Genomic DNA, 12,623 nt, shown 5'->3' with positions numbered 1-12,623 from the left:
AGCAAAAGCCAACCGTTTTTTGTCCGTTCTTGAGCGCCTTGTTAGGCAGTAACTGAAACGCCTATAATTTCAATGATTAAGATAAATACAGTTACTGCAATTAGCAGCAAAACTAAGCAAATAATGCTTGTCCATAAAATCCCCCAGTTTGACTGGTATTTTAGCCCTTCAGATATTTCAATATCTTCTTTAGTAAACTGGAATTTCTCAACTAATGCTTTAGTTATAGTTACGGTCAGTAATGGGATTACTATATTTGGAAAATTATCTGGCAAAAATGGCAAAATTAATAACAAAGAAAAAATAATGATACTGCCTAATGCTATAGTATTTTTTTTGCTCTTTTCACTTTTTAGTACTTCAAAGTTAGTTTTGAGGAAATAGAGTGAAGCAAAAGGGCCTCCAAGAAATGCTCCAAGAGCCGCCTGAGTTGGCGAATAAACAACCCCTGTCACCCCAATTAATTTGGGATTAATCGATAGTTTTGTATTGGATTCTGACTTTTTCGCGAGTCTTTTATTTCGTTCTTCTTGGACTTTTTTAGTTCTTTCTGGGTACGCTTCCCTGTCTATATGTTCAAGTACATCTTCCAATTCTTCTAAATTGGAGTTTTCGTAATCTGGTTCAGAATTCACAATATATCCTTACTGCCTAACGCCCTAATAATGGGCAAAAAATTGTTGGCTAAAATGTTGAGGAACGAAAACAGCCAACTGTTTTTTGTTCTTATTAATTAGCTTGTTATGTTTACAAATGCGTTTCAATAGTAAATGCCATATTCATATTTGTTGCTGCTTCTCTATTTTTTTTAATATAGTAACCGGCATTCAAAGGAGATAACCGAGAACTGATAGTATTTCCGCATTTACCACATTTATGTGTTGCTTCATTATTTGACCATGCGGTTAATGGACTAATAGTTCCTCCATCAGCCCAACATGTTGGGCAATATGGTATGCCCGTAGGTTCATTTTCTGAATTAGTACAATATCTAGCACCAAGATAACCAACTGTTTTTATTTGGTTCAGATTTTGTTCTTGAAGCTCTTTAATGAGTTTGTCTTTCTCATAAATGACATCGTCGAGATCTCTAATAGTTTTCTTAGCTTCTGACAATGAATCAATTATTTCTTCGATTTTAACTTTTAATAAAGCTCGGTCTAAGGCGTTATCAGCTTTAGCAATGAATGAGCCAATATCCATAGCTGTTTTGATACTATTTAATGCTAGTTGAATTTCTGCAAGTGCCACTGACTACTCCTTGTAAACATAACGCCCTAATAATGGGCAAAAAATTGTTGGCTAAAATGTTGAGGAACGAAAACAGCCAACTGTTTTTTGTCCTTATTAATTAGCTTGTTAGGGTTACTTTTACCCAAATGGTGATTTAAAGCAACCACGTTTATACTCTTGAATTATTATGTCAGCGCTGAAGCTTGCGATACCACTACCTGTAGCTAGTTTATTTAATGGCTTTAGAGCTTCAGAAGAATAACCATTAGCAAGTAAATGACTAGCAGCCCAACATATAACCCACTCATTTTTGTGATTGAGTAAAGGAAGTAGATTGGGCAACTCTTTAATATGAGTAATGGCTTCCTGCATTTTGTCAAAATGCTCAGAATCATTAGTTGAAGTGCCATCTCCTTTGGCTATAGCTGACTCACAGAATTGTTCAATATGCGACATACGATCCTTGTAACCCTAACGCCCTGCTAATAAGTGAACCGAGTGCTGGCGGGCGATTTGCTCAGCAAATGGCATGACAGCCTTGGTGAATCTGAATTTAGCAGCTTGTTATACACCACGATTGATAAAAGCAAAGCGCCCCGTAACTCGCTGCCCTTTTTTTTTACCACACCAAAATTTGTATAAAGGGTATATGCCAGCAGAGCCAAAAAGTGAAAAAAGGAATCCTAAAAAGCCATACACTGCGGAGGAGAACAGAAACATTGATGATTCAACCTCTGTAGAGGTTGCGACTGTAGTGACAACTAAATGCATTGCTACAGCTGAAGTAATAGCAACACCAAAGCACACCCATATTGCAACAGCCATAAAGGAATAGAAGTCTAATTGCATTCTTGCTTCCTGACTGTATTGCTCACTAACTTCCATTGTTAATCTGCACTCCATTTGTGGTGTATAACGCCTATATAAACCGCGCGAGGAACGAGCGTCGGGCGGCCGAAGGGCGCGAATTTAATATTATTGTTAGAAGTCGGCAGGTAAGGCTTCTTTCCATAAAGCCCGCTCACTTAATCTTTCTTCTTTACTATCATACCAATTACGAAGTTCAGTGGCAGCATCAATCCATTCTTTAGGATCTTTAACTTTATAAACCATATAGTCATGATTCACTGCATCAGCCCAACAATCAAAATAGTATCTTAATGCAGCCTCTTTGCCATTAGTGCCTAAGATTAAATCGAGATCATCATATATATCGCCAAGCTGATATGAATTTTTCTCTCCAGCTTCAATCGCTTTATCCAGTAAAACTATAACTTTTCTATGTACCATAATTTAAGACTTCTAACATTTTAATATACGGCTCGCGCGTTTTGCCAAGACATGTTGAGAAAGCGTGCACAGTAAAAAGTCTGAAAAGTTTATTAATAACAGCTTATTAAACACTTACGCTAAAAATTGTATCCAATACACCTAGGGAGAAAAGTGAGTCGCACACTTTGCTTTCCGGTTATCTGAACTTTTCATGAACGCACACTTACATCTTACTGAATTTATACAAGTTACTAACACTGCACAATAGTAAAGCGTGAATTGAATCTAAGAAAGTGATCTGTTTCCACAACTAAGCCAATAATACTGTATATCCAACCACCCTTTCTTACTTAATCCAATGCTGCCTGAGTCTATGCCATTTGAGCTCGTTTCTGACTCGTTACGGGGCAGAAGTGCGTTACCTTCAGACAAAGGTGGTTCCAATGACTTGCGGTCGCGTATGTGCTGACGCAACTGAGGCTCGCTGCAACTCTTTATAAAATAAAGGGTCCATGTAAGCTCAACGAAGACATCTGACCTCCAAGGACGGAGGAAATGCCAAATTCTGTAGGGAACAGAATTGGCCATGCCATCAAAGGCCTCAGCCGCATCTGCACTGGGTTGGAAAAGCACAACGCTCCAGCTCCTGCATTTTCAATTTTAAAACAGAAATCTAACCCCTAACTACTTAGGCAGCTAATAACACCATATTCCCCGTTGGAAATTTTCGCTTTTCAGACAATTTCGCCGGGGCGCTGAGGGATTGCCAAGGGGCGTAAGCGCTTTGACCCTTGGCTCTGGTGTGGGCGAAGCACCACGACGTTGACTTTGCTTACGGTAAAAAGCTCTGTCTTACAAATCGACTAACCAACTTTGGGGCAGAAGTGCGTTACCTTCAGACAAAGGTGGTTCCAATGACTTGCGGTCGCGTATGTGCTGACGCAACAGAGGCTCGCTGCAACTCTTTATAAAATAAAGGGTCCATGTGAGCTCAACGAAGACATCTGACCTCCAAGGACGGAGGGAATGCCAAATTCTGTAGGGAACAGAATTGGTCCTGTTTCCGAAGGCCTCAGCCGCATCAGCACTGGGTTGGAAAAGCACAAGATCCCAGCTCTTGTGCTCTCAATTAAGAGCACCAAAGTCACCATCCCATAGAACGAATAGAAAACACCGGTTCCCCATCGAAGTTGCCTAAGTGCGTTGAAGAAATAGCCGTAATGCCCACACGGACGTGGGCATAGCTTTCGCGGGACAGGCCGTTCCTTGGCATCTGACCCATATGGATATGGGAAATGTCTATATGATGTAGGGAACATCGTTGACCATGCCATCACGGCATTCGTAAATCCATATACATCAGATGTCCCATCGGAAGCGTTAGGCGATTTTTGTTGGGGTATGAGGCCTGTACTTAATGCATGTAACTTCGTCGGAGCGTCATGGTGGATGCAAGGAGGATAAGGACGAACAGTCCTCCTTGCCCGGGTGTGGGATGGAATTCCACGACCTTTATCAAACGGAGTTTGATTATCTCCACCTCTGGTGTGGGCGAAGCGCCACGACTTTGCTATTAATAAAAGCTCAGGCGCAGCTAAATAAAACTAATAAAGACCCAAACAATTTTGGGTCAGCAACAACTAACAATTACTCAGAACGTACCTGTCTGTTTTCAGCAACCACTAGCATTTCGCATTTAGGACAATCGAAAACCAGCTTCAATACATCTTTGCCTATCTCTAATATCATAGGGTCGGCTTTAATGCCGGGAACCTCTTTTGGGCATAAGTTGAAATTAAAGCGCAGGCAGTGCTTAGTCACCATTAATGGCACATCTTCAGTGATGCCATTTTTCTCATAGGTATCTTGAATTTCGACCACCCCATGGCGTTGATAAAACGCCTTGGCTTTGTCGTTGGCCACATTGCCTAAATAGCTTAAGTGTTTAACCGGGTAAACCGCTTCTTGATTGTATTTCCAAGCTTTAGGGCGTTGATAATCATTAACACGAGTCTGCTCTAATGCCGCCACAGTATCACGTCGTAAGCCGTTCAAAACTGAAGTAGGGATAAACCAAGTTTGCGCTGTTTCAATATTCATCTTGCGCGCGGTAAAATCGGTGCTACCGAGCTTGCCTAGCTGTTTACGCAGCCCTTTTAAGGCTTTTTCGACATCCGTTGCTGCCGTTTTTTCGAAAACCAATGATTGCACCGCACTGTGACCATAAATATCGGTCATGGTCAGTGACACGCCATCAATGGTATCGGCTAATAGCAAATCGACCTCAATAATACGCTTGGCTGACTCTTTCGCTAATACCGCTTCAAATGCTTGGTTGTGATTACGGTAAATAGTCATACCGACTTTGAGCTCTTTTGGCATTCGCAGCAAAAATAGTTTAAGACCGTCAACACGGTTAACACGCATGCCTTTTAATTTATCATCGGACTGTTTAGCTTCGGCAAAGTTACTCGGGAAGAAACATAATCCGTCACCATTATTAAAACTAGTATCGGAGGTCACTTCGATAAAGTCTTTCTCTATGCGCTTAACTTTTGCCACTTCTTCGCCAATATATTTAGGCGAACGAAAGTCATTCATGCCCTGGCTACGCTCATGGACAAAGTAATCTGTTTTACCGCGGTTAAAGGTTTTTTCAGGATCGGGGGTAAAACTGTGCTCGCTGCGGCCGTGTGATGAGGCGTTAAACTCCGGGCGTCTAGCAATAATTTTGTCTAACTCTTGACGATAATGTGCTGTCACATTTTTTACGTAGCTTAAATCTTTAAGGCGACCTTCGATCTTAAATGAGCGTACACCAGCATCAATAAGCGCTTCTAAGTTATCGGTCTGGTTGTTGTCTTTAAGTGAAAGCAGGTGTTCATTCTTTGCCAATACGTCGCCTTGGCGGGTCTTTAAATCACCCGGTAGGCGACATAATTGTGAGCATTCTCCGCGGTTCGCACTGCGGTTACTGAAAGAGTGACTGAGGTTACATAAACCACTGTAAGCGACACACAATGCTCCATGAATAAAGAACTCGATTTGCATATTAGTTTTAGCCGCTACATCTCGAATTTGGCTTAAACCAAGTTCACGAGCGAGTACGACTTGTGAAAAACCGACTTGCTCTAAAAAAGCGACTTTCTCTGGATTGCGGTTATCCATCTGCGTACTAGCATGTAGCGCAATCGGAGGCAGGTCGAGCTGAAGGATCCCCATGTCTTGTACAATCAGTGCATCGGCTCCGGCTTCATAAACCTGCCAGATGAGCTTCTGCGCCGCATCGAGTTCACCTTCATTCATCAAGATAGTGTTAATAGCAACAAATACTTGGGCGTGATATTGATGAGCAAAGGTACATAGTCTGGCAATGTCTTCGACACTATTGCCTGCGCTAGCACGGGCACCAAAAGCGGGGCCACCAATATAAACCGCATCGGCACCATGGCGGATAGCTTCAATACCAAAGTCAGCATTTTTTGCAGGCGCTAATAACTCAAGGCGATTAGAGTGGCTCTCTAGCGGCGGCAGTGGTGCGGTATCGGGCTTATCATTCGGTCTGAAGATGCCAACATTGCTCATAAAAATCACTCAAAAAAGAAACACTATTATTTGTGCGGGCATTATAGCAAAAATCTGAGATTTGGCATTAGCTAATGTATGCAAGCCTCCCTCGTTAAAAGCGCCAAGCGGCACACTAGCTAATGGGTTTTAGCCGTTAAATGACAACTTCAATTTAAGCAGTTGATAAAGCTTTTGTTATCGCCAGTTATCCTTGGTTAGCCTGCCCTGTTCCTGTTAGGTGAACAGGTCGAATGCATTACCCAGTGCTGAGGATTTACCTTTATAAAACTCGGTGTAGCTGCAGTTACTGCATGTAACGGCGTAGTATCTTTTATTCTGCATATCGAAAATACGCGACCAAAAACCACCCGACACACGGATCTCACCAGTATCGAACTCTTTATGATTACACTTAATACAGGTCCACTTATCATGTTGCATAGCTGCTCTTCTCCATAATGATGATCTGATGTTGGCTGACAGTTGTTAATAATGTACTGCTAGCCAAATAGTTTCGGTTTCCTCACTTGTCCAAGCCACCCGATGTTTCACATGGGCTTTAATGGTTAGATGCTCACCTTGATTTAAGCTGACCATCTCACCATGTTCAAATTCTAGCTTGGCAGCCCCTTGCACCACCATCACCCACTCACTTTTGGCTTGATCGTACCATTGACCTTCCGCGGTAACATGTGCGGCAGAGATAATGCGTTCGATTAAAACGCTGTCCGTTTTCACCAGCGGTTCAAACTGTTCTAGGGTTAGATCGCTAGGCAGGTTATCAAGAATATGCTGTTTATCCATTTAGCCTCCAGTCATTTACGCAATTAAAGCGGGTTAACAACAATACTCTTACTCACTCTGACCCCCAAGCGCTTTGCAAGACGATTTAGATTGGCACGATCCATCTGTAATTGATTAGCTGTTGCCGACCAATTACCTTGTTGCTGGGTTAGCGTCTGCAAAATCAATTGCCGTTGAAAATCATCGGTTTGCTGCTTTAGGTTACCAGTGTCTTGCGCTATCTGCTTCTCTTCCACCGGGCTAGACGCTTCGCCAAGAGCGGTATTAGGCAACACTAGCGCAAGATGGGTGATGCCAATGCGCACAATCGCTGCAGCACTGTCACTTCTCGCTCTTAGGGCGGCGCGGCTAATAACATGTTCTAGCTCGCGCACATTACCCGGCCAGTCATACTGATTGAGCATTTTTATCGCACTCGGCTCTAGAGTTAGTTGACTCATACCCAATTTACGCCGGGTTAATTCAATAAAGTAACCACTGAGCAGACTAATATCTTCCTCACGCTGCCTTAACGGCGGCACGATAACGGGGTACACGCTGAGACGATGATAAAGGTCGGCACGAAAACGCCCCTGCTCAACTTCCACTTTGAGCTGTCGGTTAGTGGCCGCCAGAATACGCACATCAACATACTCAACGTCATCTTTACCAACGACTTGGATCTCTTGATTCTGTAAAGCCCGTAATAACTTACTCTGCACTGCAAGTGGTAACTCGCCAATCTCATCGAGGAATATGGTACCGCCACTGGCGAGGCTAAATTTACCGATTCGGTTTCGGTCCGCTCCCGTAAATGCGCCTTTAACATGGCCAAAGAGTTCGCTTTCGATAAGGCTTTCAGGCAATGCAGCACAGTTAACGTATACCAAAGGGCCTTCACTGCGGCTCGATTGCCTGTGCAGCGTTCTCGCCACCAGCTCCTTACCTACACCAGTCTCCCCCTCAATTAAGATTGAGAAATTAGACCCGGCAACCATCTCTATTTCACGCTTGAGTTTAAGCATGATCTCGCTATTACCAATCAGCTCACCACCATCTTTAACTAAAGCCTCATGGGTTAATTCAGCAACAACCTGTTGATTATGTTTAGAATGCTGTTCGAGCTTTTGCAGTAAAATGGCTGTATTCAGGGTGGCTGCAGACATTGCAGCAATGATGTCTAATGTTCGTTTGGGGATCTCATCAAAGACATTGGGAACCATGCTGTCGAGGGTTAACACTCCAATGAGCTTATCGTTAGCAAGCAGTGGCAGCCCCATACAAGCATGCACCGGCAGATCGCCATCATGGGACAGCAGTAAACCATCGTAAGGATCAGCCAATTCACTATCCGCAGCAAATCTCACTGGTGTTTGCGATGCACAAATTTTCTCAAACCTTGGATGAGCAACCGTTTCAAAGCGGCGACCTAAGGTCTCTTTGGTTAGCCCTTGCTGTGCCAGCGGTTTTAAATACTCGCCCTGCACATGCAACAACACCACAGCATCACAAATGACGGCATGACGTACAGTATTGAGCAAACGCTCGTACCTGTCGTTGGTTGTGAGGCTATTAGTGAGATCTAAGGCTAGTTGGACTAAGGCGGCGGAGGATATTTCACTCACAAGAATAGTAAACCCAATAGATTGTAACTGTCGCCACCATATCACGGCTCTCGCCAACACTCAAAACAACCCTAAAGAGTCTTAATGACTACAAAAGTGTGAAGTCAATATGACTACATCAAACGAATCTACAATCTAAATGCGAGTAATAATCACTACTTTCAACATTGGCACGCTTATCGCAATGTCTTTAATTAAGATAGATTCTAATCCGACAAATGGCTTTAGATAAACAGCGAAAAGTCGAAACGGCAACACTTACTTATGGAGCAATGTCATGATAGCCAATCAAACAATGCCCTACACCCATGAAGATTTAGTTGAAGAGTTAACTCATCTTCAAAGCAATAAGCCAATGCTGGTATCGAGCGGTTTTGCAGTTGAAAATCGTACCTTACAACAAATAAGCACGGCATCGAATACGTTTTACTCCCATGCCCTTACCGGTGGGAATGGCACCATGTTCATCGCGGTTATCGGCCTGCTACTGTGCATTTTAGTTGGTTATTCCTATGCTGATAGCTTTTCACTCTGGGCGCAAGTGGCCAGCCACATTGGTTTAATTCTGTTTGCTACAGCGATAAAAATTGGCTACGTCATGCGTTGTGTTGGACTCGATGGTATGGGTCATATGCAGTTGTAATGCGCAAAACTAAAGTGCCAACACTGCAACTTTTAATTAGATAAACCAAGCTTAAACGGAAACCTATTAAACTAATGCAAACGATTAATGAACCTAAGACCAAACAGGTGCTGTCTTCAAGCGGAGAAGTGGAAATGATAGCAATTGAACCCGGACCAAAATTGACAAAACTTGCCAGCCAGCCGTTATGGGATCTGGCCTTTAGACCTTGGTTTCTAGCGGCGGCGCTGTCGTCAGTGGTCAGTATCACTGTTTGGATATTGTTTCTTCACGGACAATTTCTCGGTCTCGCCACTGCGGGACTTAGCCCGGTGATATGGCATATTCATGAAATGCTCTTTGGTTTTGGGGCGACGATTGCCGTAGCCTTTTTGCTTACAGCAGCCCAGACTTGGACTAATCGCCGCAGTATAAATGGCTTGCCATTAATGATGCTGACATTGATATGGCTGGCAGTAAGAGTATTGATATGGTCAGCAGACCCGAACCTGCTTATGCTTGCGGTCGCATTGCAAGCAACTTGGTGGCTAGTCTCTATTGCCTATATCGCGAGCATGGTTATCAAATCCAGTAGCAACCGCAACTACCAATTTATTCCGTTACTTCTCGCTATGATGGCGCTCAATATCGGCTTTTTACTGGCGGATATTAATGGCCATACAGAGTTGGCGTTACACCTTTCGCGTAGTGCTATTTTACTGTTCGGTTTGTTAGTCGGCATTATTGGCGGGCGCGTTATTCCTTTTTTTACCGGTCGAGGCGCTGATAACGCCAACGTTAAAACGACACCTTTACTCGACAAGTTAATCCCTATTGCCACCTTGTTAGGCGTGACGGTATTTTTTACGGGTTACTTTATTCAGCTGCCTTTCACCCCAGCACCACTGCTCATTTTAGCCGGTGTATTGCACTTACTTCGTCTGCTTAATTGGAACAGTATCGCCACGCTTAAAGTGCCACTACTCTGGTCGTTACACGGCTCTTACTTGGCATTGGCACTGGGTCTGATTGCACTTGGCTTAAGCTATCATATCGAGTTATTACGTTTTGCGGATGCACTACACCTCATCACTGTTGGCACCATTGGTGCGATGATCTTAGCCATGATCGCTCGCGTATCGTTAGGGCATACAGGCCGAGCTCTTAAACCCCATTTTTCAATCAATATTGCTTTCATGCTCATACTGCTCGGCGCACTAGCGCGAGTTATCTTACCCTTGGTGCAGCAACCTATTCTCGCATGGGACATTAGCGCACTTTGTTGGATAGTCGCTTTTAGCCTATTCCTATGGCACTACAGCTCGATACTGTTGAGCGCGAGACAACAATAAAATTGGTTTTACACACGTTAAAAACACCTGTTTAAAATGACACCCTACCTATGTTGCTAAGCCCGCATAGCAACTTATAAAGAACAATTATTAAGGATATTTAGATGTTATCTGAGAAACATATCAGCATAGTAAAAAGTACAGTTCCATTATTAGAATCAGCAGGAACAGCGATTACCGAACACTTTTATAAGCGCATGTTTGCCCATAATCCTGAGCTAAAAAACATCTTCAACATGAGCCATCAGCACTCTGGTGGACAGCCCGCGGCACTTTTTAATGCCGTAGCAGCCTATGCAAAGAATATTGATAACCTTGGCGCATTAAGCGGCGCGGTAGAGCGTATTGCCCACAAGCACACCAGTTTTAATATTCAACCTGAACACTACCCCATTGTCGGCCATCACCTACTTGAAACATTGCGTGAACTGGCGCCAGATGCCTTTACACCGGATGTAGAAGAGGCTTGGGGCGCTGCTTATGGCGTGTTAGCGGGCATCTTCATTGATAGAGAAGCAACGCTTTACCACAGAAGTGCCACTGAAGTGGGTGGTTGGCAAGGTGCTCGAAAATTTGAAGTAATCGAGAAAACGTCTGAATCAGAACTCGTCACCAGCTTTGTGCTCGCCCCAGAGGATGGCGAAGTGGTTATTGATTTTGAATCAGGTCAGTATCTTGGCGTTAGCGTGGCACCGATTAACCACGATTACCAAGAGATGCGTCAATACTCATTATCAGATAAACCAAACGGCAAGCAATACCGTATTTCGGTAAAGCGTGAAGCAATAGGCGTACCTGGCGTGGTCTCTAACTATCTGCATGACCATATCCATGTTGGCGATAGCGTTGATATTTACCCACCCGCTGGTGATTTCCACTATGAAGAGCGAGAGGCTCCTGTGGTACTGATTTCTGCTGGTGTCGGAGTCACTCCAATGCAATCTATGCTGGAGATGTTGGCCTCTAAATCGTTTGCAAAACCCGTGTTTTACCTGCATGCCTGCGAAGGTGTAGAGCAACATTCATTTAACCAACGAGTGGAAGCATTGGGTAAAAGTTTGGATCTACAGCATCACACTTGGTACCGCGATATTACTAAATCAAATGAAGTTGTGGCGGATAGCAACATCCATCAGGGCTTTATGAACTTTGCCACAGTTAGAGATTCATTGCCTATCGATAATGGCGATTACTACTTATGTGGCCCCGTTGCTTTTATGCAGTTTGCCAAGCAACAACTGCTTGAGCTCGGCGTAAAAAGTGATCGTATTCACTATGAAGTCTTCGGTCCTCACGCTTCGCTATAGCGCTGAGCATAGCAAGCCCTGCTCCTCCGATTAACAAAAATGGACGCGATTAAGCGTCCATTTTTTCCTAAACTGACTCTCTCCGCCCCTCCAAACTGCGGCAAAAACAACCGTGAAAGTTCTACAGTCCCTAGATGAAATCGCTGATATCTGCTAATGATTTCTTTTGCAGTGCGTGTTCTGGCACGGTTGCCTCTTCGCTTGGATACCCTGCAACAATCAGCATATAAGGTCGTTCATTTGAACTATCTCGGCCACACACTTTGCTTAAAAATGACATAGGTTTTGGGGTGTGCGTTAAAGTGCCTAAGCCTGCATGATGCAGTGCTTGGATCAAAAAACCGGTAGCGATGCCAACGGATTCATGAACGTAGTAATTGGTCTTCTGCTCGCCCTCTTCTTCAGTACGTTTTTTACTGAAGATAGCGATTAACCAAGGTGCATGTTCAAGGTAAGGTTTATCCGCATTGGTACCTAGCGGTTTAAGTGCATCTAACCACTCCTCCCCTGCTCTGCCCGCATAAAATGCCTGCTCTAACGCTTCGGCCTCATGACGTATTTGCGCCTTAATCTCAGGACTATTTATCGCCACAAAATGCCATGGTTGATGATTAGCACCATTGGGCGCGGTGCCCGCTGCCAAGATGCACTTTTCGATAATAGCTTTAGCTATGGGTCTATCAGAGAATTTGCGGATCGAATGACGCCGTTTCACCTCTGCATAATTTTTATCTGCTCGAGCAAGCATCTCTTGTTCTGAATATTCAATAAAATCCGTTAACGGATGATGAGCTTCTGTCATGTTATTTTCCCACTTTAAGTAACACGCCTTACTTTAACCGCACGTAAACATATCCAAATT

The 12,623-nt window shown here is 43.7% G+C and carries 13 protein-coding genes; 3 read left to right on the top strand and 10 right to left on the bottom strand.

Annotated features, from left to right (window positions below; all coding sequences use genetic code 11):
• Positions 1–41 precede the first annotated feature (41 nt).
• From CXF83_RS05280 to norR, 9 genes are all read right to left on the bottom strand, one after another.
• Positions 42–635 carry a hypothetical protein gene (locus CXF83_RS05280; protein WP_101091696.1) on the bottom strand — a complete coding sequence of 198 codons (594 nt, stop codon included), beginning with the start codon at positions 633–635 and terminating at the stop codon, positions 42–44.
• A 112-nt stretch (positions 636–747) separates the two neighbouring features.
• Positions 748–1,251 (bottom strand): hypothetical protein, encoded by a 504-nt coding sequence (locus tag CXF83_RS05275; RefSeq protein WP_101091695.1) that lies wholly within the window; start codon positions 1,249–1,251, stop codon positions 748–750.
• A gap of 120 nt (positions 1,252–1,371) precedes the next feature.
• Complete coding sequence (locus tag CXF83_RS05270; RefSeq protein ID WP_101091694.1) at positions 1,372–1,689, bottom strand: hypothetical protein; 318 nt, start codon at positions 1,687–1,689, stop codon at positions 1,372–1,374.
• 108 nt (positions 1,690–1,797) lie between these two features.
• Entirely contained in the window at positions 1,798–2,118 is a 321-nt protein-coding gene (locus tag CXF83_RS05265) for a hypothetical protein (protein ID WP_101091693.1), read from the bottom strand.
• Between the two features lie 96 nt (positions 2,119–2,214).
• A complete protein-coding gene (locus tag CXF83_RS05260) occupies positions 2,215–2,523 on the bottom strand; it encodes a hypothetical protein (protein ID WP_101091692.1) in 309 nt (102 codons plus the stop codon).
• A 1,629-nt stretch (positions 2,524–4,152) separates the two neighbouring features.
• Positions 4,153–6,090 (bottom strand): peptidase U32 family protein, encoded by a 1,938-nt coding sequence (locus CXF83_RS05250; protein ID WP_101091558.1) that lies wholly within the window; start codon positions 6,088–6,090, stop codon positions 4,153–4,155.
• 216 nt (positions 6,091–6,306) lie between these two features.
• Positions 6,307–6,513, bottom strand: a complete 207-nt coding sequence (locus CXF83_RS05245; protein ID WP_101091559.1) for a zinc ribbon domain-containing protein — start codon at positions 6,511–6,513, stop codon at positions 6,307–6,309.
• A gap of 45 nt (positions 6,514–6,558) precedes the next feature.
• Positions 6,559–6,876: a cupin domain-containing protein gene (locus CXF83_RS05240; protein ID WP_101091560.1), complete on the bottom strand. Its 318-nt coding sequence runs from the start codon at positions 6,874–6,876 to the stop codon at positions 6,559–6,561.
• A 23-nt stretch (positions 6,877–6,899) separates the two neighbouring features.
• The gene (gene norR / locus CXF83_RS05235) at positions 6,900–8,480 is read right to left on the bottom strand and encodes a nitric oxide reductase transcriptional regulator NorR (RefSeq protein ID WP_101091620.1); all 1,581 of its coding nucleotides are present in this window, start codon (positions 8,478–8,480) and stop codon (positions 6,900–6,902) included.
• A gap of 277 nt (positions 8,481–8,757) precedes the next feature.
• Here norR and CXF83_RS05230 point away from each other — a divergent pair, with 277 nt between their 5' ends.
• The 3 genes from CXF83_RS05230 to hmpA all read left to right on the top strand — a co-directional run bounded on the left by CXF83_RS05230 (position 8,758) and on the right by hmpA (position 11,761).
• Positions 8,758–9,123 carry a hypothetical protein gene (locus CXF83_RS05230; RefSeq protein WP_101091561.1) on the top strand — a complete coding sequence of 122 codons (366 nt, stop codon included), beginning with the start codon at positions 8,758–8,760 and terminating at the stop codon, positions 9,121–9,123.
• 74 nt (positions 9,124–9,197) lie between these two features.
• Complete coding sequence (locus CXF83_RS05225; RefSeq protein ID WP_101091562.1) at positions 9,198–10,454, top strand: NnrS family protein; 1,257 nt, start codon at positions 9,198–9,200, stop codon at positions 10,452–10,454.
• Between the two features lie 104 nt (positions 10,455–10,558).
• The gene (gene hmpA / locus CXF83_RS05220; protein ID WP_101091563.1) at positions 10,559–11,761 is read left to right on the top strand and encodes an NO-inducible flavohemoprotein; all 1,203 of its coding nucleotides are present in this window, start codon (positions 10,559–10,561) and stop codon (positions 11,759–11,761) included.
• 130 nt (positions 11,762–11,891) lie between these two features.
• Here hmpA and CXF83_RS05215 read toward each other — a convergent pair whose 3' ends face one another.
• Positions 11,892–12,563, bottom strand: coding sequence for a nitroreductase family protein (locus CXF83_RS05215; RefSeq protein WP_101091564.1), 672 nt, complete (start codon positions 12,561–12,563; stop codon positions 11,892–11,894).
• Positions 12,564–12,623: the final 60 nt, after the last annotated feature.

It is taken from the genome of Shewanella sp. Choline-02u-19 (assembly GCF_002836205.1).
Taxonomy (GTDB): Bacteria; Pseudomonadota; Gammaproteobacteria; order Enterobacterales; family Shewanellaceae; genus Shewanella.
This window is presented reverse-complemented; position numbering and strand designations above follow the sequence as displayed.